Source organism: Ruegeria sp. BG5 (genome assembly GCF_056538425.1).
In genome coordinates this window covers 2,033,769-2,055,147 of sequence record NZ_JBQFTC010000001.1, presented here as the reverse complement: position 1 = coordinate 2,055,147, position 21,379 = coordinate 2,033,769, and the positions used below count along the sequence as shown (strand labels likewise).

17 protein-coding genes are annotated in these 21,379 nt (G+C 59.6%); 10 read left to right on the top strand and 7 right to left on the bottom strand.

The genetic code is table 11. The features are described from left to right. Window positions 1–95: 95 nt before the first annotated feature. The 3 genes from ACR0KX_RS09750 (at window position 96) to ACR0KX_RS09740 (ending at window position 3,777) form a co-directional block, all read left to right on the top strand. Entirely contained in the window at window positions 96–1,463 is a 1,368-nt protein-coding gene (locus ACR0KX_RS09750; RefSeq protein WP_480708369.1) for a LysM peptidoglycan-binding domain-containing protein, read from the top strand. Window positions 1,464–1,539: 76 nt separating this feature from the next. Continuing rightward, the gene (locus tag ACR0KX_RS09745; protein WP_170519526.1) at window positions 1,540–3,345 is read left to right on the top strand and encodes an ABCB family ABC transporter ATP-binding protein/permease; all 1,806 of its coding nucleotides are present in this window, start codon (window positions 1,540–1,542) and stop codon (window positions 3,343–3,345) included. 108 nt (window positions 3,346–3,453) lie between these two features. Then, entirely contained in the window at window positions 3,454–3,777 is a 324-nt protein-coding gene (locus tag ACR0KX_RS09740) for a hypothetical protein (protein ID WP_170519523.1), read from the top strand. A 58-nt stretch (window positions 3,778–3,835) separates the two neighbouring features. Here the strand turns inward: ACR0KX_RS09740 and ACR0KX_RS09735 are convergent, their stop codons facing one another. Further along, the gene (locus ACR0KX_RS09735; protein WP_170449775.1) at window positions 3,836–7,615 is read right to left on the bottom strand and encodes an efflux RND transporter permease subunit; all 3,780 of its coding nucleotides are present in this window, start codon (window positions 7,613–7,615) and stop codon (window positions 3,836–3,838) included. Continuing rightward, window positions 7,612–8,844 carry an efflux RND transporter periplasmic adaptor subunit gene (locus ACR0KX_RS09730; protein ID WP_170519516.1) on the bottom strand — a complete coding sequence of 411 codons (1,233 nt, stop codon included), beginning with the start codon at window positions 8,842–8,844 and terminating at the stop codon, window positions 7,612–7,614. The genes ACR0KX_RS09735 and ACR0KX_RS09730 overlap by 4 nt, the downstream gene beginning before the upstream one ends. A gap of 224 nt (window positions 8,845–9,068) precedes the next feature. On the opposite strand from ACR0KX_RS09730, the gene ACR0KX_RS09725 reads away from it, so the two are divergent. Genes ACR0KX_RS09725 through der form a run of 3 tightly spaced genes read left to right on the top strand, consistent with a single transcriptional unit; the run spans window position 9,069 to window position 12,614 of the window. Then, on the top strand, window positions 9,069–9,740 hold the full coding sequence (locus tag ACR0KX_RS09725) for a hypothetical protein (protein ID WP_170519513.1): 672 nt from the start codon (window positions 9,069–9,071) through the stop codon (window positions 9,738–9,740). A 39-nt stretch (window positions 9,741–9,779) separates the two neighbouring features. Continuing rightward, the gene (locus ACR0KX_RS09720; protein ID WP_170519510.1) at window positions 9,780–11,102 is read left to right on the top strand and encodes a PQQ-binding-like beta-propeller repeat protein; all 1,323 of its coding nucleotides are present in this window, start codon (window positions 9,780–9,782) and stop codon (window positions 11,100–11,102) included. A 48-nt stretch (window positions 11,103–11,150) separates the two neighbouring features. Continuing rightward, window positions 11,151–12,614 (top strand): ribosome biogenesis GTPase Der, encoded by a 1,464-nt coding sequence (gene der / locus ACR0KX_RS09715; RefSeq protein WP_170622015.1) that lies wholly within the window; start codon window positions 11,151–11,153, stop codon window positions 12,612–12,614. Window positions 12,615–12,636: 22 nt separating this feature from the next. Here der and ACR0KX_RS09710 read toward each other — a convergent pair whose 3' ends face one another. From ACR0KX_RS09710 to ACR0KX_RS09700, 3 genes are read right to left on the bottom strand one after another with little or no spacing between them, the layout of a single operon-like run. Further along, window positions 12,637–13,089 (bottom strand): hypothetical protein, encoded by a 453-nt coding sequence (locus tag ACR0KX_RS09710; protein ID WP_170622014.1) that lies wholly within the window; start codon window positions 13,087–13,089, stop codon window positions 12,637–12,639. After that, entirely contained in the window at window positions 13,082–13,591 is a 510-nt protein-coding gene (locus ACR0KX_RS09705; RefSeq protein WP_480708368.1) for a hypothetical protein, read from the bottom strand. The genes ACR0KX_RS09710 and ACR0KX_RS09705 overlap by 8 nt, the downstream gene beginning before the upstream one ends. After that, a complete protein-coding gene (locus ACR0KX_RS09700; RefSeq protein ID WP_170622013.1) occupies window positions 13,588–13,980 on the bottom strand; it encodes a hypothetical protein in 393 nt (130 codons plus the stop codon). The genes ACR0KX_RS09705 and ACR0KX_RS09700 overlap by 4 nt, the downstream gene beginning before the upstream one ends. A 467-nt stretch (window positions 13,981–14,447) precedes the next feature. Between ACR0KX_RS09700 and ACR0KX_RS09695 the strand changes: the two genes are divergently transcribed. After that, window positions 14,448–15,434 carry a fatty acid desaturase gene (locus ACR0KX_RS09695; protein ID WP_170622012.1) on the top strand — a complete coding sequence of 329 codons (987 nt, stop codon included), beginning with the start codon at window positions 14,448–14,450 and terminating at the stop codon, window positions 15,432–15,434. An 86-nt stretch (window positions 15,435–15,520) separates the two neighbouring features. Then, window positions 15,521–16,105 (top strand): helix-hairpin-helix domain-containing protein, encoded by a 585-nt coding sequence (locus ACR0KX_RS09690; protein ID WP_480708367.1) that lies wholly within the window; start codon window positions 15,521–15,523, stop codon window positions 16,103–16,105. Between the two features lie 51 nt (window positions 16,106–16,156). On the opposite strand, the gene serS is transcribed toward ACR0KX_RS09690, so the two are convergent. Continuing rightward, window positions 16,157–17,449 (bottom strand): serine--tRNA ligase, encoded by a 1,293-nt coding sequence (gene serS / locus ACR0KX_RS09685; RefSeq protein ID WP_480708366.1) that lies wholly within the window; start codon window positions 17,447–17,449, stop codon window positions 16,157–16,159. Between the two features lie 86 nt (window positions 17,450–17,535). Then, entirely contained in the window at window positions 17,536–19,194 is a 1,659-nt protein-coding gene (locus ACR0KX_RS09680; RefSeq protein ID WP_480708365.1) for a mechanosensitive ion channel family protein, read from the bottom strand. A 201-nt stretch (window positions 19,195–19,395) separates the two neighbouring features. Between ACR0KX_RS09680 and yajC the strand changes: the two genes are divergently transcribed. Next, window positions 19,396–19,683 (top strand): preprotein translocase subunit YajC, encoded by a 288-nt coding sequence (gene yajC / locus ACR0KX_RS09675; RefSeq protein WP_480626174.1) that lies wholly within the window; start codon window positions 19,396–19,398, stop codon window positions 19,681–19,683. Window positions 19,684–19,716: 33 nt separating this feature from the next. Then, a complete protein-coding gene (gene secD, locus ACR0KX_RS09670; RefSeq protein ID WP_170519499.1) occupies window positions 19,717–21,378 on the top strand; it encodes a protein translocase subunit SecD in 1,662 nt (553 codons plus the stop codon). Window position 21,379 lies beyond the last annotated feature (1 nt).

Here is a 21,379-nt window from a genome sequence, read left to right as displayed (position 1 = left end):
TTGACCCGTGATAGCGGGATTGATAAATTGGCTCAACTGTCCGCCGGAACGCATTAGGAATGAATGCCTTCGCGCTGCGGAGCGAAAGGAAAAGAATGGACGCCAAGTCGGGAAACGGAAGCTCGGGCAACTTCGTATGGGGGGTGGTTGCCGGTATCATCGCAATTCTGGGGGCCGGTGGACTGTATCTGTCCGGGGTATTCACCTCGGCCCCGGCACCGGAAGACGTCCCTCAGGAACAAACGGCTGCGGTGCCGGCGGACGAGACCGAGCAACCGACTGAAGAAGCAGAGACTGAGCAAGCAGCCGAAGCCCCAGCGAAGGACACCGCCGAGGTTGCGTCGGATGAGGCCGAAGCCGCCACGGAAGAGCCCGCCGAACAGCCCACGCCAGAAGTTGCCGATACCGCGACCGACGAGCCAACCCAAGCAGAGCCCGAGGCGGAAACCACCGAAGAGGTGGCCGAGGCCCCTGCAATCGCCGCTCCTGTCCTAGATCAGATTTTCGTTGAAAAAGACGGCAATGCTCTGCTGTCCGGCGAAGCGGCCCCCGGCAGCGAGATTCAGGTACTGCTGGACGGAGAACCCCTTCACAGCTTCACCGTGGACAGCAGCGGGCAGTTTGCCGAGTTCGTGTCGATCCCGTTCAGCGATGATGCGCAAGGTCTGGTGCTGCAAACCTCGGACGGCCAGCAAACTGCGCAGTCGGATGACTACCTGATTGCGGCGCTGCCGAAACCGGTTGAAGACGAACAGGTGGCCAGCGCCGATCCGGTGCCAGAACCCGAGGAAGCGCCAGTGACGACAACGGAAACGGACAGCGGCGAAGCCCCGGCACAACCGGAACAGCCTGCTGAAGACACGCAGGTTGCCGAAGCCGCCCCCGTCGAGGATGAAGCTGAGGATCAACAGATTGCCGTTCTACGCTCGGGCGAAGAGGGGGTTGAGTTGGTTCAGTCTCCATCCGCGTCTGCCAGCGAACCGCAACAGGTCGAGTTGGATACGATTGGCTATTCCGACACCGGTGAGGTCGAACTGACAGGTCGTGTTGGCGAAGGCTCTGCCGTTCGCCTTTACCTGAACAACCGTCTGGTTGCGGATCTGACACCTGCCGATGACGGCAATTGGCGGGGCGAGTTGGAAGGGATCGATCCGGGCGTCTACACCTTGCGGGTGGATGAGGTTGCCACCGATGGCACCGTCATCAGCCGGGTGGAAACGCCCTTCAAACGCGAGCCGGTGGAAGTTCTGCAAGCAGCCGAGGCGACGGCTTCGGAAGAGGTTGCGGAACAGGCGGCCCCGATCCGCTCGGTCACTGTGCAAAAGGGCGACACGCTATGGGCCATTTCGCGCGAGCGTTTTGGTGATGGCATTCTGTATGTCCGGTTGTTTGATGCCAACCGCGACCTGATCCGGGACCCGGACCTGATCTATCCGGGGCAGGTTTTCACGATCCCTGAATAAAGAAACCTCTGGCCCTTTTGGGGCCAGAGTATATCTCTGACCGCAGACAAGGTACGTGATGAGACGGACGGTCCCAATGACATCTGAGGAATTGGCCGAGATCGACGAACGAAAGTCGGGCTGGCGCACGATCCGCAAGGTTACGCCTTACCTGTGGCCGGATAATGAGCCTTGGGTGAAGCGCCGGGTCGTCATTGCGATGTCGATGCTGGTGCTGGCCAAGCTGATCGCGGTCTATACACCGATCCTGTATAAAGGGGCCGTTGATGCGCTGGCGGGGGAAGGGGTTCCGCCCGTTGCGCTGGGCGCGGTCGGGTTGACCGTCGCTTATGGCGTTGCGCGCATGATGACGGTTGGGTTTCAGCAATTGCGCGATGCGTCCTTTGCCCCGGTGGGTCAACGTGCCCTGCGTGCCCTTGCGCTTGAGACCTTCGGGCATATCCACCAGTTATCGATGCGCTATCACGTCACCCGCCGCACCGGCGGCCTGAGCCGCATTATCGAGCGTGGGGTCAAAGGCGTCGATTTCCTTCTGCGATTCCTGCTGTTTTCGATCGGGCCCCTGATCCTGGAACTGCTCTTGATCGCCGTCATCCTGATGTGGCTGTTCGACATTTGGTATCTGGTGGTCGTGGCGGTCACCATCGCGCTTTATATCTGCTTTACTTTTGTCGTCACCGAATGGCGCGTGAAGCTACGGCGCGAGATGAATGATCAGGACACCGAAGCCAACCAACGCGCCATCGACAGCCTTCTGAACTTTGAAACCGTCAAATATTTCAACGCGGAAACGCGCGAGACCGAACGCTACGACGTATCGATGAAGGCCTATGCCGGGGCTGCGTTGAAAACTGCCTATTCGCTGGCGTTCCTGAATTTCGGGCAGTCCTTCCTGATCACCTGTGGTCTGATCGGGGTTATGGTTCTGGCGGCTGTCGGGGTGCAGAACGGGTCGCTGACCGTAGGCGATTTCGTGATGGTGAACGCCTACATGATCCAGATTACCGTGCCGCTGAACTTTTTGGGCACTGTCTATCGTGAAATCCGGCAGGCTCTGGTCGATATGGGGCAGATGTTCGACTTGTTGGAACAACCCGCCGAGGTCAAAGACAAGCCCGATGCGCCCAAGCTGAACGTCAATGGCGGTGAGGTGACGTTGCAGGATGTGCGCTTTGGCTATGACCCGGACCGTGAAATCCTGAAAGGCGTGTCTCTGACCGTTCCGGCAGGGAAGACGGTGGCCATCGTTGGGGCGACCGGGTCCGGGAAATCCACCATCGGACGCCTCCTGTTCCGTTTCTATGACGTCACCGGAGGGGCCCTGAAAATCGACGGGCAGGACGTGCGGGACGTGACCCAAGCCAGCTTGCACGGCTCTATCGGCGTTGTGCCGCAGGACACGGTTCTGTTCAACGACACCATCCGCTACAACATCGCCTATGGCCGGGATGGCGCGACGCAGGAAGATGTTGAAGCGGTCGCGCGGGCGGCACAGATTCACGACTTCATTGCCTCCTTGCCCGAAGGCTATGACACCAAAGTGGGCGAGCGGGGGCTGAAACTGTCCGGCGGTGAAAAGCAGCGCGTTGGGATCGCCCGCACGCTGCTGAAGAACCCGCCGATCCTGTTGCTGGATGAGGCGACCTCGGCCCTTGATACGGATACCGAGCAGGACATCAAGGATGCGCTGGCCCGCGCGGGTGAAGGGCGCACAGTGATCACCATCGCCCACCGGCTGAGCACAATAGCCGAGGCCGACCGCATCGTCGTGCTCGAGGCCGGTGAGATCATCGAGCAGGGCACCCATGACGAATTGCTGGCCCGCGAAGGGCGCTATGCGCAACTGTGGAGCCGACAGCAATCCGACAGTCAGGCTGCCTGAGGCTTTCGCTCAATTCGGTTGAGCTTTGAATTGACCTTTCTCTCCTGGGATGAAATTCAGGGCTGGCGCAGCGAAATGCTGCGGCGAGGTTCAACAAAGGATATACCAATGAACAAGTTTACGGCGGCGCTGACCGCTGCGCTTTTAGTGTCGAGCACAGCGGCCAAAGCCGAAGATCTTAACTTCCTGCTGGTTAACGAAACCAGCTCGGATCTGGTTGAATTCAACGTTTCAACAAGCTCGTCCGATGAATGGGAAGAAGACCTGTTAGTCGACGGGTATCTGGCATCGGGTTACGAGGTCGAGGTTCTGATCGCCGACGGCCTGAGCACCTGCGTTTATGACATACGCGGCGTCTTCGATGACGGCGGTACCTACGAAGATTTCGGCCTGGATTTGTGTGATCTGGGTGAATACACGTTCACCGAATAATCGGGACCACGGACCGGACTATTGAAAAGGGCGAACCATTGCGGTTCGCCCTTTTGCTTTATTCTGCGGCTTTCAGCGGTGCGCCGGGCGGGGTGTCGGGGCGATCCTCGGGTTCGACCCGATTGGGCAGAGGCTGATCGTCCCACACAATCTCGGTCGATTGCATGGCGCGCGCGGTCCGGCCAATTGCCATGTCCTGCGCGATCCTGCTGGAACGGCCTGCGGACACCCGTGCCAGAAGCTTGCCCAGCCAAACCGCGTAGGTTGTCACCCAGACGCGTAGCGCCAGGAAGGATGGCGTCACGATCAGGGTCAGCACGGTCGCGATACCCAGACCAAACACCACGGCGGTCGCCAGTTGCTTCCACCACAGCGCGGTGGGGCTGTCGATGGTGTAGCCGCCATTGACGAAATCCAGCGACAGGCCAAACATCATCGGTGTCAGACCGGCCATTGTGGTCAGCGTGGTCAGCAGAACCGGACGGATCCGGGCCTCGGCCGTGCGCACGATGGCATCGATCCGGGGCATATAGCGGCTGTATTCCTGATAGGTGTCGATCAGAACGATGTTGTTGTTCACCACGATGCCTGCCAGCGCAACGATCCCGGTGCCGGTCATGATGATCGAGAAGGGCTGCTCCATCACCAGCATCCCGATCAGGACGCCGGTCGTGGACAACACCACCGCCAACAGCACCAGAACCGAGTTGTAGAAGCTGTTGAACTGCGCCAACAGGATCACGAACATCAGTCCCAAAGCGGCCAGAAACGCGCTGGACAGGAAGGCCTGGCTTTCGGCCTGTTCTTCCTGATCGCCGGTCCATTCCCAGCTGATTGCGGGATCGAACGGGTCGGTTTGCAGCCACTCGGTCAGAACAGCAATACGTTCGTTTGGATTGATCAGGCTGATGCGGGCGTCACCTGCGTCGATCACGCCGCGCAGCTCATCGACGCTGCCTGCACCGGTCAATTGAACAAGGTCGAACTGCTTGCCGTCCGGCGTTGTCAGGGTCGAGGCCGAAGGCGCGGCACCATCCTCAAGCGCGCGCAGAACGGCCAGACGTTTGTCTGTGCCATCGGGGCCATCCGTCACCACCTTGCTCAGACCGGGTTCAACATCGGCCTTGACGTCATAGTAACGCTCCTGATCGATGCGGTTGATCTCGGCCAGCTTCGCCACGGGTTGACGCGACACGAAGTTCGACAGCGGCACCAGCCCGTCAGGCGTGCGGACTTTCAAGGTGTCCAGCGTGGACAAAACGCGGTCTTCCTCGGGCAGGCGGACGCGGATCTCGATCTCTTCATCCGTGGAGTCGGGGCGCATCTCACCCAGCAGGATACCGCGCGTGACCAGTTGCACCATGGCCCCAACAGTTGCCACATCGGCCCCGAACCGACCCGCCTTGGCGACATCCACGTCGATCTGCCAGTCGATGCCGGGCAGGGGCAGAGTGTCTTCGATCTTGATCAGGCCGGGCATGGTATCGAACGCCTCACGCGCGGCCAGAGTGGCGCTTGTCAGACTGTCCCAACCATCACCCTTGATCCGCAGATGCACGGGCTTGGCCGAGGCCGGCCCTTGTTCCAGCGGCAGAATCTCGACCACGAAGCCGGGCAGTTCGGCCAGTTGGGTATTCAGCTCGTCCAGCACATAGTCGCCGTCATATTCAGGGGCGACAAAGTGGCGATCAAACAACCCACCCAGAATGGGTTCCGAGATGTTCGGGCGGTCTTCCCATGGGATGATCTCGAACTGAACGCGCCCGACGGTATCCGCCGGGTCCTGTGCACCGCCGTTGTTCTGGTCCAACCCGCCTTCACCGGCGAAGGAAAAGACGTTGATTACCGCAGGATGGGCCGCGATTACCTGTTCGGCGGCCAGAACCATGGCGTCTTTTTCCGCCAGCGACAGGTTGCCCCGCGCCCTTACGAAGGCGGTGGCCTGCTCGGGCTCGCTTTCGACGAAGAACTCAACGCCGCGGTTGTTTTCGCCAAAGATCGTCATCACGGTCATCACTGCAAACCCGACGGCGGCGATGGACACAATCGGCATGATCGGGTTGCCGACGAGGAACTTGATGAAATAGCCGAATGGCGTGTGCTCTTTCGCGGTATGAATCTTGGTGTCCGGCTTGCGTTCGATCTTGGCCGCACCCAGCGTGACCGATCCGGCGAACGCGCCAAAGATCATCATGACAGCGCCGATGAAGGAACCACCACCCGGCACAAGGTAGTTCGGGTTCAACACCTGCATTGCGCCCAGGAACACAAGGTAGAACGAAGGGGCCACCAACACCGCACGCAGCCACCACGGCGTGCGGGCCCGCAGCCAATTCGAGCAGCGGTCAAAGACACGGCTCAGGCGGCCGGACACGCCGCCCATGACCGGCAGGTAGATCAGCGCAACGATCAGCGAGGCGGACAGAACGAAGATCAGGGTGACGGGCAGCATCCCCATGAACTCACCCGGTACGCCGGGCCAGAACAGCATTGGAAGGAAAGCACACAGCGTTGTCGCAGTGGATGAGACGATGGGCCAGAACATCCGCTGCGCCGCCTCGACATAGGCGTGCATCGGGCCGACGCCTTCCTTGATGCGCTTGTCGGCATATTCGACCACCACAATCGCACCATCCACCAGCATACCAACCGCCAGGATCAGACCGAACATCACAATGTTCGAAATACTGACGCCCATAACCGCCAGGAACGCGAAACACAGAAGGAACGACGTGGGAATGGCGAAACCCACCAGCAACGCGGCGCGTGACCCCAGTGAGGCCAGCACAACGATCATCACCAGCGCAATCGCTGTCAGGACCGAGCCTTCCAACTGGCTGACCATCGATCCCACGATGCGGCTTTGGTCGTTCGACGTGCCGACATCCACGGCGGCTTGCAGTTCTGGCGGCCATTTGCTTTGCGCCTCGGCAACGGTTGCTTTGACCTGTTCGACCGTGTCGATCAGGTTGAACCCTTTCCGCTTGACCACCTGTAACGCGACGGTCGGCACATTATCGAACCGTGCCGTGCCTTCGCGGTCTTCGAAGGTGTAATTGATCTCGGCCAGTTCACCCAGCGTGATCACCCGGTCACCGTTGACCTTGACCGGCAGCCCATAGACATCCTGCGCGGTTTTGAAGGACGAGGGGATCTTGACCGAGAATGTGCCTTGCGCCGTTTCAACTTCACCCGCTGCGATCAGCTGGTTGTTGTTTTGCACGACATTGATCAGTTCGGCTGCTGTGACGTTGTAGGCTTCAAGCCGCAGGGGGTCGATGACGACCTCAAGCAATTCGTCGCGATTGCCCGCAATACCGGCCTCCAGCACCGAATCCAGTGCCTCAAGCTCATCCTGCAAGTCCTTGGCTACGCGGGCCATTGTGCGTTCGGGCACGGCCCCGGTCAGGTTGACGATGACGATGGGGAATTCGGAAAAGTTGATCTCGTGCAGCGAATATTGCTCGGCCCCTTCGGGGAACTCGGCCTGCGCGCTGTTCATGGCATCGCGTACATCGGCCATGATCGCCGTCTTGTCCCAACCAAAGTCGAATTCCAGCGCGACACCGGCATAGCTTTCGGCGGCGGTTGCCGTCATTTCTTTCAGACCGTCAAGGTCCGCAAGCTCGGTCTCCATCGGTTTGACAAGCAGGTTTTCGGAATCCTCAGCCGAGATGCCCGGAAACTGGACCGATACAAACAGCGCCGGGATTTCGATATCCGGCTCGCCTTCTTTTGGCAGGCTGACATAGGCAAATCCGCCGATGACCAGCGAGATGGCGATAAAGGCCAGAACCATTCGGGCCCGATCAGCGGCCCAAGCAACAATACCTGTCATTGTGACGCTTCCTGATAGGTCGGGGCGACGGTGACGCCCCGGGTCACGAATTCTTGTCCGACAACGATTATATCAGTTTTTTCCGGCAATCCGCCAATCCAGACGCCATCGGCGGTATCCCGCAATACGCGGACCGGCATGAAATCGACCACATCGCCCGCGCCAATGGTGCGCACGCCCAACTGGCCTTCATTGTTCAGCGTCAACGCCGATTGCGGCAGCAGATGCGCCTTGGCCCCTTCGGCTGCAATGCGGATCGTTGCGGTCTGCCCGTCGCGGATGGTCAGATCGGGGTTCGGTACGGTGATCTCAACCTCGAAGGTACGGGTGGTCTCATCCGCCGACCGGCTTAGGAATGTCACGCGCCCTTCAACCTGTCGCCCGGTAACCAGTTGCGCCGAGGCTTCTGCACCGACCTGCACGCGGTTGACCTCGGTCTCCGGCACAAAGCCGACCAGCTTGATGGGGTCAAGCTGGATGACCGTGGCGCATAGCGAACCGGGCTGCATCAGGCTGCCAAGCTCTGCCGTGTCGCTTTCCAGCAGGCCCTGAAACGGGGCTTCGATGGTCAGGCGGTTGATCTCACGCCGTGCGGCTTCGACCTCGGCTGTGGCAGCTTCGATCCCGGCGCGGGTGGCTTCCAGCCCGGCTTCGGCGGATTTGATGCCGGCTTCGGCGGTGCTCATCGCGGCTTCGCTGGAAATGCGCCGGGTCTCGGACCCGAACCCGGTTTCTGACAGTTTCTGGGCGGCAGTAAGATTGATCTGCGCCTCGGCCACAAGCGCGTGCGCTTCTTCCAGCCGCGCTTCGGCCTCAGGAATGCGGCTTTCGGCTTCCAGTTTTCCGGCCATGGCTTCCGCCAGGCTGGCAGGGCGGGTGCCCGGATCAAGCTCGCACAGCAGATCGCCGGTCTCTACAAATGTACCCCGACGCTTGGGTTCCGAAACGACGGTCGAGGTTGTTTCGGCCAGAACCTCGACCTGCCGGTTGGCCTGGGTTTCACCACGCAGCACCACGGCGCTGTCGATCTCGCGCGCTTCCGAGCGCAGCGCGACAACGCGAATAGTTGCCTCGTCAACGGTTGCAACCTGGGTTGTTTCGACCTCGGTTGTGGAAGAGTCCTCGGCGTCACCCCGTCCGGCAAACGCAAACAGCGCGTCACGCTCGAACACAAGAAAATACAGTGCAACAATGACCAAAAGGGCGTTGATGAACGAAATCAACCGCATAAGGTACTTCTCCCAGAATTTCACGTCAGGCGGACCTGACATACATGTCTGAAAATGGGGGCGGACATGTATATTTTCTACGCTAAACTGAATAGTTCGGTTCACTTTTTTGCGCAAGAGCGGACTGCCGCTACGGTATTGTGCACAATCCGGGCCTTGGCTTGGCCGTGGTGCCGGGGTATGACATGGCGCACGAAAGCAGAAGACACAGCCCGGGGGCAGGGATGAGCGACACCGACAGTTTCATTGATGAGGTCACAGAAGAGGTACGCCGTGACCGCATGTATCTGCTGTTGCGCCGATGGGGCTGGGTCGGTGTTGTTGCCGTCATACTGGTCGTCGGCGGGGCCGCTTTCAACGAGGTTCGCAAGTCCCGCGATACGGCTCAGGCGCAAAAACTGGGCGACGAAATCTTTGCTGCGCTTGAGGAAAACGATTCTGCTGCGCGGGCGACCGAATTGCAGGCAGTTCAGCCACAATCGCCGGGCGGTGATGCCGTTCTGAGCATGCTGCTGTCCGCCGCGCAATTGGATGCCGGATCCGAACAGGACGCTGTTGCCAGCCTGAACGCAATTGCCGTTCAGGGCGATTTGCCGGAAATTTACCGGGCGATTGCAAGTTTCAAGGCACTGTTGCTGCAAGCGGATACGTTGCCTGCCGCAGATCGCCGCTTGCAGTTCGAGGCTCTGGCCGCGCCGGGCGCACCGCTGCGCCTGCTGGCCGAAGAGCAACTGGCCCTGATCGATATTTCCGAGGGTGAGGTTGACGCGGCGCTGACCCGTTTGCAGGCATTGCGGCAGGATGCCGAGGTGGGCGTAGATTTGCAGCAACGCGCTGCGCAGTTGATTGTCGCCCTGGGGGGCGAGCCGGACCCGTTGGTGGCACAACAGGGCTAAGCTGGCGGTATAATAAAGGACAGGCGAGTTCGGATTGACATGGTAACACGACTATTTTCCCGTATGGGATTGCCGGCTGCGGCAATTGCCCTTACTGCCCTGGCCGCCTGTGAAGAGCCCGAGTCCATTCTGCCCGGCGCTCGCGAAGACATCCGGCCTGCCTCGGACACCGAGGTTGTGGAAACGCGCGGGTCTCAGCCGATCAGCCTGCCAGCGCAAACGGCCAACTCCAGTTGGTCGCAGAGTGCCGGAACCCCGGCTTTCCGCACCACCAACGCAGCCCTGCGCGGAACACCGCAGCGGATCTGGTCGGCCCCGATCGGCAAGGGCGACTCGCGCAAACAGCGCATCACCGCCGAACCTGTCGTGGCCGGAGGGTTGATTTACACTCTGGACGCGGTTGCGACCGTGACAGCTGTTTCGCCGCAAGGGCAGGTTGTGTGGGAGACCAACCTGATCCCCAGAAATGACGGTGATGTGGACGCGACCGGCGGCGGCATGGCCTATGCCGACGGTGTTCTGTACGTCTCCTCTGGCTTTGGCCGCCTGACCGCGATGGATGCACGAACCGGAGCGATCCGTTGGCAGAAACGCCTGAACGCTACAGGCAGCGGATCGCCCCTGGTTGCGAACGGGCTGCTGTATCTGGTCGCAGGGGACGAAACCGGCTGGACCATCGACACCAAAGACGGCCGGATTGCCTGGCAGATCGAAGGCACGCCGAGCGTCGGCAACGTTCTGGGCGCTCCGGCCCCGGTTCTGGCCTCGGACCTTGCTGTTTTTGCCTTTGGTTCCGGTGATATTGCCGCCACCTTCCGGCGGGGCGGTATCCGCCGCTGGAACGCGTCGGTTGCCGGCGGGCGCCGGGGACGGGCCGCAGCGCAGATCATCGACGTGACCGGCGGGCCGATGGTTGCGGGCAACACGATCTATATCGGCAACCATTCCGGGCGCACCGTCGCCTTTGACGCGGGTTCGGGCGAACGTCGCTGGACCGCCGATGAAGGCGCGGTGGATACGGTCTGGCCTGCGGGCAACAGCATCTTCCTGATCAGCGACCGCAGCCAGTTGGTGCGCCTGAACGCTGCTGATGGTTCGATCATCTGGGCACAGGACCTGCCGGGCTTTGTCAAAGACCGTCCCGGACGGCGCGGACCGATTGTGGCCCATTACGGCCCGATTCTGGCGGGTGGACGTCTTGTCGTGTCCTCAAACGATGGCTATGTGCGCTTCTTCAATCCGGTTGACGGATCGCAGATTTACCAGGTCGAGGTTCCGGGCGGGGCCACCACCTCACCAGTTGTGGCGGGGCAGACGCTGTATGTCGTTTCGACCAAGGGCGATCTACACGCTTTCCGTTGACGTTCAGATGCGCTAAAGGGCGCTTCTTGAGTCTTGAAAGTTGAGAACATGTCGCTGACCCTCGCCATCGTGGGGCGCCCGAATGTGGGCAAATCCACCCTGTTCAACCGCCTTGTGGGCAAACGTCTGGCCTTGGTCGACGACCAGCCCGGCGTGACGCGCGACCTGCGCGAGGGCGAAGGGCGGCTGGGCGATCTGCGTTTTACCGTGATCGACACGGCGGGGCTTGAGGATGCAACCGATGACAGCCTGCAGGGCCGGATGCGCCGCCTGACCGAGCGTGCGGTGGACATGGCCGATGTCTGCCTGTTCATGATCGACGCGCGGACCGGTCTGACCCCAACGGATGAGATGTTTGCCGAGATTCTGCGCAAACGTTCGAAACACGTGATTCTGGCGGCCAACAAGGCCGAAGGGTCCGCGGCGGATGCCGGTGTGCTTGAGGCCTACAATCTGGGCCTCGGCGAACCCGTACGCCTGTCGGGTGAGCATGGCGAAGGGATGACGGACCTCTACGCGCAACTGATGCCGCTGGCGGACGCGGCTGAGGACAAGGCCGAGGACGATACCCCCGAAACCGATATCGAGTTGGATGAGGATGGCGAAGGTGAAACGCCTCTGATCACCGCCGCCAAGCCGCTGCAGGTTGCGGTGGTTGGACGTCCGAATGCCGGTAAATCCACGCTGATCAACAAGATCATCGGCGAAGACCGCCTGCTGACCGGCCCCGAGGCCGGGATTACACGTGATGCCATCAGCCTGCGCATCGACTGGGCCGACCCTGATGGCGACAGCACCCCGATGCGGATCTTCGACACCGCGGGCATGCGCAAAAAGGCCAAGGTGCAAGAGAAGCTGGAAAAGCTCTCGGTCTCTGACGGGCTGCGCGCCGTGAAATTCGCTGAGGTTGTTGTTGTTCTGCTGGATGCTGCGATTCCGTTTGAACAACAGGACCTGCGCATCGCCGATCTGGCCGAACGCGAAGGCCGTGCCGTGGTTGTCGCTGTCAACAAATGGGACATCGAAGACGACAAGCAGGAAAAACTGCGCGAGCTGAAAGAGTCCTTCGAACGCCTGCTGCCGCAACTGCGCGGCGCGCCTTTGATCACGGTCTCTGCCAAAACGGGCCGGGGGCTTGAGCGTCTGCGCGCCGCAATCCTGCGCGCCCACGACATCTGGAACCGGCGCGTGCCGACCGCTGCGCTGAACCGCTGGCTGACCGCAATGCTGGAACAGCACCCACCGCCAGCCCCGCAGGGCCGCCGGATCAAGCTGCGCTACATGACTCAGGCCAAGACCCGCCCGCCGGGTTTCGTGGTCATGTGCTCGCATCCCGACAAGATGCCCGCCAGCTATACCCGCTATCTGGTCAACGGTCTGCGCGAAGATTTTGACATGCCCGGCACACCGATCCGCCTGACCCTGAGGGGGCAGGGCGACAAGAACCCCTACAAGGGGCGACGCAAGAAAAATGCGGGTGCTTTGGCCAAACATCTCAAGGGGCGTGGATGAGTTGAGCCACGCCACTGAATGTCTAGTTCTTATTGACAAACTCGCGGTTCGCTTCAATTGCATCTGCAAGCCCATCAGGCGTGCCGCCTTCATCGATCTGGGTGGCCAGCGCTTCCGCCGCCGCTCCGGTGGTGAAGATTGATGCGATGCGTGTTTTGCCACCAAAGAGGCCTTGGCTCGCATCCGCATTGTCGTATTTCAGGTCAAAACTAGAGATCATGTTGACTGCTTCGTCAATTGGTCTGCCATCGCCATTCCTTTGTTGCGGAGGCACCAAAGTTGTCACCCGGCGTTGTACGCCTGCGTTGACCTCGACAGGCAGTGCTTTGGCCGGGTCCGAGCGCAACGCAATGTTCACACCGCTGCGTTCGCCGTAAACCAGTGCGCGATCCTGAATTTCGGTGCAGCCAGCAAGGCCTGAGCCGAAGAAAGCTATAGCGACAAGAACGTTTGGCATTTTGGGGATTTTATCCATTGTCATTTCCTCCGTCTGGGGGATTTCCGTTGCCGTTACCGTTGCCGTTGCCGTTGCCGTTGCCGTTGCCGTTGCCGTTGCCGTTGCCGTTGCCGTTGCCGTTGTCTTTGTTTTTGTCGTCGGCACAGGCGAGTAGTTTCTCAGCGCCTTCTTTTTTGCCTGTGGTTCCAAGCGATTTCGCCAGTTTTTCAGCCGCCTGGCCTGTCGAAATGACGTCGGAATAACCGGTCAGAAAGATGCTGCTTGTTGTCATGCTGGTGCAGCCAAAAACTGACATAGCCTCGCGGGTTTCCCGAATTTTGCCTTTAGAGTCTTTCCCGCCCGGTTCCATCACTGGTACTAGTGCAGCAAAGTCACGGTCAAAGCCTATGACAAGCTGCCCTTGTTGCCGATTGGCGCTGACGTTGGCGTTGACGCCCACCACCGTGTCATGGGCGACATATAGCTGGTCGCCGCAGCCGCATAGGCCGAATAACCCTAAAACTGGAAGTAGTCTTTTCATGTTGGCATCTCCTCCTTGCATGGGGTGTCGTCCAATATCTCGAGTCTGGTCGAGGACAGGTCACTGAGGTTCAGGGATAGACTGCGCGCAAATTCTTGGTCGTTCGGAACGTCCACCATGACAGCGGCCTGATGGCGACCCAAGGTCAAGCCAGTCCAACGGCGGCCAAACGCAAGTTCGAGCCCCACCGTGTCAGTAACTGATGCTGCCAATTCCCGTTTAGCGATGAGCGCTTGGCGAGCTGCCTGGCCGGATGGGTCGCTCGCGCAATCCTTCGAAAACACAAGGACTTCATGATAGCTGCCAAGGGCGAATACTGTATTGCCTTGCAGCGTGGCAACATGCAGCCCCTTGCCGCGTATTTCGTACACGACCGCAGTGGTTGTCATCGTCACGGTCGAGGATGATGTTCCGAGCTCGTTGAACGAACATGCCGTAAGCAGAAAGAAGGCAAAAGAAGGGAGCCGCAAAACAGGGCGCAGTATGGTTCTCGAATTCGACAATCAATTAGCCTAATAAAATGATACCCTATACTGAGTAAAAGTTTCCTTTGCGTCAACTTTTGGGGCTGAATCGAAGAATACCTCAAGAAGAAAAGCACACTACTGGTGTTGAACCTAGGCGGCCCAGACGGTTCTGTGGGACCATAGATTGCGTGCTATCTGCGAGGCAGATCGGATCAAAGGCGCGTAACTGCGCCAATTTTCAGCGTTTTTAGCCTCGGGGCGTGACAGCGCCTTTTCCCCGCGCTAGCATTCAGTTGCGTGCATTTGTTTCGTGTGCGCTGCTTGTACGCGGACATTCCGCACATATTTTTGGGTTAATTTTTGTCGGGCCATCGTGGGGAGCGGGCTGGATGGATCTTAGGGAATACACAAGACAATACGCGGTTCAGGACAACAAACTGGCAGCGTTGAGCTATTTTGGGACCTTCGCGGTGTATTTCGCATCGCTGGCGCTGGCGATCACATACGTGGATCGCTGGTACATCATGGTCCCGGCGGGGATTGTTTTTGCCTTTTCGGCAGTGCGTCTTTACGTGCTGCAACATGATTGCGGGCATCATTCGCTGTTTGAGACACGGCAACAGAACGAATGGGCCGGGCACGGCCTGTCGCCTTTCACCTTCGCTCCGTTCGAGGTGATGAAGCAGAACCACAACCTGCACCACGCCGGAATTGGCAATCTGGAACACCGCGAAACCGGCGAGATCCATACGATGACCCTGCGGGAATGGAACGAGGCGGATTGGAAAAAGCGCCTGTTCTACAGACTTTATCGCAACCCGTTCATCCTCGTGCCGGTTGGGGCGTTGTTTACTTATTTCATCCGCTATCGCTGGCCCAAGAACACCGTTCGGTTCGGAGTGAAGGGGGTTGTGCTGCACAACCTTTCCATCGTCGTGTTCCTGGGGCTACTGTGGTTGATTGCCGGTACAACGGGCATTCTGGTCTGGCTGGTCTTCTCACTGCTCGGGGGGATGCTGGGCGTGTTCCTTGTCTATCTGCAGCACAACTTTGAGGATACCTATTGGGATCGTCGGCCCGATCTGGACCCTCAGTTGGCGGCCTTGCAAGGGTCGTCGGCGCTGGATTTCGGCTGGTGGTTCGACAATGCGGTCGCCTGTATTACGTTGCACGACATCCATCATTTCAACGCGCGCATCCCCTCGTACCGGTTGCGGGCGTGTCACTATAACCTGCCGCCCGAATACACCCCTCGCCGGATCAAGTTCCCTGAGGCTGTGGCCGCGCTGAACCTGAAGCTTTGGGACGAGGACGCAAAGCGTTTGGTGCCGTTTCCAAAGCAGGGGCAAGACGCCAAGCTTGCCCACGGCAGTTGAGAGCGTGGCGGGGCGGCATCACGACTTGAAGGATTGTATATCCTGTGTATATACGGGTGTGCAGGGAGACAGAGAAAGGACCCATAATGACCGCATTGACCGATGTTAAAGGCGTGGGGGCGGCGCTTGCCACAGCCTTGTTCGCAAACGGTTTCAAAACGGCCGAGGCCGTGGCGAAAGCCAAGCCCGAAGATCTGGTCAAGGTCCCCAGAATAGGTCTGGCTCGGGCCGCTGTGCTGATTGCTGCCGCGAAAGAGGCCGTCGCTGCGAAACCCGCCGCCGCTAAGCCTGCCGCCAAGCGCGCGCCAGCGGCACGTCGGGCGACGCCGCGCAAAGCTGCGGCGCGACGCCCCGCGGCCCGCAAGACAGTCGCCGCAGCAGCCGCCGAAAAACGCGCGGAAGAGGCCGCGAAGAAAGCTGCGGCTGAAAAGGCTGCGGCCGAAGCCGCCGAGGCGAAGGCCAAGAAGAAGGCCAAGGCAAAAGCAAAGGCTGAAAAGGCCGCCAAGAAACGTGCCGAGATGGAGGCCGCGTTCTCGAAAGCCAAGGACAAGGTGAAGGCCAAGTCGAAGAAGGACAAGAAGTCCAAGAAGGACGACAAGAAAAAAGACGCTGGCAAGAAGGACAGCAAAAAGAAAGATAAGAAGAAGGATAAGAAAAAGGCGAAGAAGTAAGCCTTCCTCGCCCTTTTGGAAAGACCGGCGCTTGTCGAAGCACCGGTTTTCTTATCCCAGCGTACCGTCTGTTTGCAGGGTCCGCTTGCCGCCCAGATAGGGGGCCAGAACCTCGGGCAGGGTCACAGTGCCATCTGCGTTCTGCCCGTTCTCCAGCACGGCGATCAGGCAGCGCCCCACGGCCAGCCCCGAGCCGTTCAGGCTGTGGACATATTCCGGTTTGCCACCCGCTTCGGGGCGGAAACGGGCATTCATGCGACGCGCCTGAAAATCGCCGGTGGTCGAGACCGAGCTGATCTCGCGATAGGTATCCTGACCGGGCAGCCATGCCTCGATGTCAAAGGTGCGGCGCGCGCCAAATCCCATATCACCGGTGCACAGGACAACGGTGCGGTAGGGGATGCCCAACTGTTCCAACAGGTCCTCGGCGCAGCGCAGCATCCGTTTTTGTTCCTCGTCCGATTTATCCGGATGAGTGATCGAGACCATCTCGACCTTTTCAAACTGGTGCTGCCGCAGCATACCGGCAGTGTCCTTACCGGCGCTGCCAGCCTCGGACCGGAAGCAGACGGTGTGGGCGGTCATGCGGATGGGCAGGGCGGCCTCGTCCAGAATATCCCCGGATACCGAATAGGTCAGTGTGACCTCAGAGGTCGGAATCAGCCACCAGCCATTGGTGGTCTGATAGCTGTCATCGCCGAATTTCGGCAGTTTGTCGGTGCCATACATCGCCTCGTCCCGGACTAGAACGGGGGTCTGCATCTCGGTCAGGCCGTTCTTGTCGATATGGGTGTCCAGCATGAACTGGGCCAAGGCGCGGTGGATACGCGCAACACCTTTTGACAGGTTCACAAACCGGCTGCCGCTGGTCTTGGCGGCGGTCTCGAAATCCATTGCGGCGGCGACTGCGGGAATATCGAAATGTTCTTTCGGAGCGAAATCGAACGCACGCGGCGTGCCCCAGCGGTTCACCTCGACATTATCATTTTCGTCCGCGCCTTGGGGTACATCCTCGGCAGGCAGGTTGGCGATGCGGGCCAGTTGATCGGTCAGCAGCGCGTCCAGATCCTTGGCTTCGGTCTGCATCCGCGCAATCTCGGCCTTTTTTTCGGCGACCAGAGTGCGCAGGCGTTCGAATTCCGCCTCATCTCCGCGCCCCTTGGCGGCACCGACCTCTTTGCTGGCTTTGTTCTGTTCGGCCTGCGCCGTCTCAGCCGCCAGAATCTTGGCGCGGCGGCTTTCGTCCAGGCGCAGCAGGTCTGACGACACCGGCGCGTCCCCACGGCGCGCAAGAGCGGCGTCGAAGGCGGCAGGGTTTTCGCGAATGGCGCGGATGTCGTGCATGTCTCAGATCCTTAATGCGTGAATCACTAAAGCTGCTTATGCACCATATGGCTGGAAGGGTGTAGCGCTGGTTAACCAAATTGCGCTTAACTGTCTGGCGTCTCTTCGTGATGCGCCAGATGACCATCCCAATCCCCGGCTGGGATCTTCGGCTCGGGCGGGTCGGCCATGTAGGACGGGGTCATGATCTGCACATTGTTCTCGTTAAACACAGCCACGATGTTGCGGTGCAGGTCTGACCGGATTTTGGGGATAATACTGCCGCGTGTGGTGTACCCATTGATCTGATAATTGATCGCGTAATCGGCCAGCGCGGTCCACAATACAAAGGGTTCAGGCTTGGCCTTGATCCCCTTGGTGCGATGGGCGGCTTCGATCAGCATCGCCTCGACCTTTTCGGGCGGTTCCTCGTACCCGATGCCGACAGTGGTGTGCAGCAACAGACCGCTGCCGTCGGTTTTCTTCGAGAAATTCACCACATCCGAATTCATCAGCTGCGCGTTGGGGATCGAGATCAGCTCATTCTTGATGGATTTCAGATGTGTCTCCATCAGCTTGATCTGCACCACGTCACCAATGTGATCCCCGATCTGAATTCGATCCCCGATCGAGGTCGAGCGGCGATAGATCACAAACAGCCCCGCCAGCATATTCGACACGACCGAGTTTGCGCCAAGCGACAGCATCGCACCCACCAGAATGGTCAGCCCCTGAAACGCCGCGGAATCCGAGCCCGGGATATAGGGCACAGCAAAGACCAGCGCGATCAGGATCACAACCACCCGAGCGATGTTGAAGGTTGGGTTGATCCAGTGCTTTTCGAAATCCCCCAACTCGAACGAGCCCGCTTCGACCGCGTCAAAGAACACCCGCATGCCCTTGATAATATACATCGTTACCCAGGTGATCAGGCCAAGCATGATCATATTCGGGATATAGCTGAGGATGCCCTTGAAGATCAGAAGGACGGGTTCCGTCAGGTAGGTCAGAAGCAACTGCGCGAAATAGCGGGTTTCGGCAAAGGCAAGCAGGACGAAGGACAGATAGTAGTAAAAGCCCAGAAAAAAGATCACCAGCAGGACAAAATTCAGCCCATAGCGTACCAGGGCAGCAATTGCCTCGGCCTGAACGCTTTTGGCGGTGGCGGTTTCAACGTCCTTCAGGTGGCGTTTGACGAATTTCAGGGTGCGCCGTCGGATCCTGCGATGCAGCCACAGGATGGCGACGACAAAGACAATAAAGCCCAAGGTCCAGGCCGCAGCTTCGATCGCGCCCGACACGCGCGCCTGATCCGTTCTGTTCGAGCGGTAGGCTTCGATGGATTGCTTGATCGCATTGCCGTGCAGAACGCTGACAACGCTCAGCTCCATCTGATCCAATTCGGCATCGGCTTCGGTGACGATTGAGACCCTTTCACCATCTGCCAGAATCCAGGTGCCAAAGTCGGTTTCTTCAAAGCTGATTGCGACCTCGGTCGCGTCCGAGGCTTCGGCGATTTCGATGATCTTGTTCTGAACACCCTCGGCCCGTTCGGGCGCGGGCAGGGCGCTTGAGCCGCGGACCTGAAACAGGACGTCCCCGTCCACAATGACCGGGGCCATAAAGGCCTCTGATTCAGCCGTTTCAGGCGCGGTCGCTTCCGCAGGTGCGTCCTGTGCCCGGACAGGACCGTCAAACCACAGGATCACCGCCAAAGCGGCCAGGAAATAACGTAACAAAAGGAAGGGCTTGAATTGCCGTGCCATATGTCCCCCTTACCCCGGACTATACCCGGTTTGGGCCATGTTCCTAGGACATATCTGCAACGCTTTGACTGTTCTTGCGGTGACAGGGTCGCGTTCAGGTGGGTCACACCGCCGCCTTTGCTTGCAAACAGACATATCAGCGCATAGGTTCCCGCCAAATTTGCGGAACGGTGCCGCAACACAAAGCAAAAGGAATATCCCATGGAAGGTGGCGCAATCGCCCAGTTTCTCCCGCTGATCCTGATCTTCGCGATCATGTATTTCCTGCTGATCCGTCCGCAGCAAAAGAAGATGAAGGAACATCAGGCCATGGTCGAGGCCGTGCGCCGGGGCGATCAGGTCGTCACACAGGGTGGTCTGATTGGCAAAGTGTCCAAGGTCAAGGAAGGCGAGAACGAGATCGAGGTCGAGATCGCCGAAGGTGTGAAGGTGCGCGTGATCAAATCGACCATCGCCCAGGTTCTGAACAAGACCGAACCTGCGAAGTAACTTCGCCTGACAATTCCTTGAAAAGGCAGGGTAATGCTGCAAATTGATACCTGGAAGCGGGTTCTGATCTGGCTGGTCTGCGTGACCGGCCTGATCCTTGCCCTGCCAAATGCGTTTTACACGCGGGTCGAACAATCCAACGACGCCAAAGCCGCGATTGAGCTGGGCGCAAACACCCCCGAAAATCAGGCGCAAGCCGAACAATGGCCCAACTGGCTGCCTTCGTCTCTGGTCAATCTGGGCCTTGATCTGCGCGGCGGTGCCCATCTGCTGGCCGAGGTTAAGGTCGAGGATGTCTACGAATCCCGGATGGAGGGCATGTGGCCGGAAATCCGCGACGCCCTGCGGGACGAGCGGGCGACAGTTGGAACCATCCGCCGTCAGGACTCGGCCCCCGATCAGATTCGCGTCCGCATCAGCCAGCCCGAGGGGATGCCCCGCGCGCTAGAGGTTGTGCGCGGTCTTGCCCGTCAGGTGCAAACCCTGACCGGGGTCGGCGCGACCGACATCGAAGCCTTCGCCGACGGGGATACGATTGTCGTGCAACTGTCCGAGGCTGAAAAACTGGCCTCAGACGACCGCACCGTGCGCCAATCGCTTGAGATTGTCCGCCGCCGGATTGACGAGGTCGGAACCCGCGAACCCACCATTCAGCGCCAGGGCGCGGACCGTATCCTGATCCAGGTGCCGGGGATCGGCAGCGCCGGAGAGTTGAAAGACATCATCGGAACGACGGCGCAGCTGACCTTCAACCCTGTGGTCAATCGCGGCACCGACCCGGATGCGGTTGCTGGTATTGGTCAGGAAGTCGTGCCCTCAATCGACGAAAGCGGTGTTTACTACATCATCGAATCCGCCCCGGTCGTGACGGGTGAGGAACTGGTGGACGCGCAGCCATCCTTCGATCAGAATGGTCGTCCGGCGGTCAGCTTCCGTTTCAACACATCAGGTGCGCGCAAATTTGGTGACTACACGCGCGACAATATCGGCGCGCCCTTTGCCATCGTGTTGGATGACGAGGTGATCTCGGCCCCGGTCATCCAAAGCCACATTCCGGGCGGGTCGGGGATCATCACCGGCAACTTCTCGGTCGAGGAAAGCACCAATCTGGCCATCCTGCTGCGGGCAGGGGCCTTGCCCGCCGAGCTGATCTTTCTGGAAGAACGCACCATCGGCCCTGAACTGGGCCAAGACAGCATCGACGCCGGTAAAGTCGCCACAATCGTGGCCTTCGCCGCGGTGCTGGTCTTCATGGCGCTCAGCTACGGGCTGTTCGGTATCTTTGCCAACATCGCTCTGATCATCAACGTCGGTCTGCTGTTCGGCTTGCTGTCCTTGATCGGGGCCACTCTGACGCTGCCGGGCATCGCCGGGATCGTGTTGACCGTGGGTATGGCGGTGGATGCCAACGTTCTGATCTTTGAACGCATCCGCGAGGAACTGAAATCCGCCAAAGGCCCGGCCCGCGCCATCGAGCTTGGCTATGAAAAGGCGCTGTCGGCCATTCTGGACGCCAACGTCACCACATTCATCACTGCGACCATCCTGTTTGCCATGGGCAGCGGTCCGGTGCGGGGCTTCGCTATTACGCTTGGGCTGGGTATCATCACCTCGGTCTTCACTGCGATCTTCGTGACGCGCCTGATGGTGGTCATGTGGTTCGAACGCCGCCGTCCGAAAATGATCGAGGTTTGAC

Coding starts and splice junctions, on each gene's coding strand:
- ACR0KX_RS09700 (WP_170622013.1), bottom strand. CDS start 13,980: ATGACAACCACTGCGGTCGTGTACGAAATACGCGGCAAGGGGCTGCAT.
- der (WP_170622015.1), top strand. CDS start 11,151: ATGTCGCTGACCCTCGCCATCGTGGGGCGCCCGAATGTGGGCAAATCC.
- ACR0KX_RS09705 (WP_480708368.1), bottom strand. CDS start 13,591: ATGAAAAGACTACTTCCAGTTTTAGGGTTATTCGGCCTATGCGGCTGC.
- ACR0KX_RS09710 (WP_170622014.1), bottom strand. CDS start 13,089: ATGGATAAAATCCCCAAAATGCCAAACGTTCTTGTCGCTATAGCTTTC.
- serS (WP_480708366.1), bottom strand. CDS start 17,449: ATGCACGACATCCGCGCCATTCGCGAAAACCCTGCCGCCTTCGACGCC.
- ACR0KX_RS09730 (WP_170519516.1), bottom strand. CDS start 8,844: ATGCGGTTGATTTCGTTCATCAACGCCCTTTTGGTCATTGTTGCACTG.
- ACR0KX_RS09690 (WP_480708367.1), top strand. CDS start 15,521: ATGACCGCATTGACCGATGTTAAAGGCGTGGGGGCGGCGCTTGCCACA.
- ACR0KX_RS09745 (WP_170519526.1), top strand. CDS start 1,540: ATGACATCTGAGGAATTGGCCGAGATCGACGAACGAAAGTCGGGCTGG.
- ACR0KX_RS09740 (WP_170519523.1), top strand. CDS start 3,454: ATGAACAAGTTTACGGCGGCGCTGACCGCTGCGCTTTTAGTGTCGAGC.
- ACR0KX_RS09720 (WP_170519510.1), top strand. CDS start 9,780: ATGGTAACACGACTATTTTCCCGTATGGGATTGCCGGCTGCGGCAATT.
- ACR0KX_RS09750 (WP_480708369.1), top strand. CDS start 96: ATGGACGCCAAGTCGGGAAACGGAAGCTCGGGCAACTTCGTATGGGGG.
- ACR0KX_RS09695 (WP_170622012.1), top strand. CDS start 14,448: ATGGATCTTAGGGAATACACAAGACAATACGCGGTTCAGGACAACAAA.
- ACR0KX_RS09680 (WP_480708365.1), bottom strand. CDS start 19,194: ATGGCACGGCAATTCAAGCCCTTCCTTTTGTTACGTTATTTCCTGGCC.
- secD (WP_170519499.1), top strand. CDS start 19,717: ATGCTGCAAATTGATACCTGGAAGCGGGTTCTGATCTGGCTGGTCTGC.
- yajC (WP_480626174.1), top strand. CDS start 19,396: ATGGAAGGTGGCGCAATCGCCCAGTTTCTCCCGCTGATCCTGATCTTC.
- ACR0KX_RS09735 (WP_170449775.1), bottom strand. CDS start 7,615: ATGACAGGTATTGTTGCTTGGGCCGCTGATCGGGCCCGAATGGTTCTG.
- ACR0KX_RS09725 (WP_170519513.1), top strand. CDS start 9,069: ATGAGCGACACCGACAGTTTCATTGATGAGGTCACAGAAGAGGTACGC.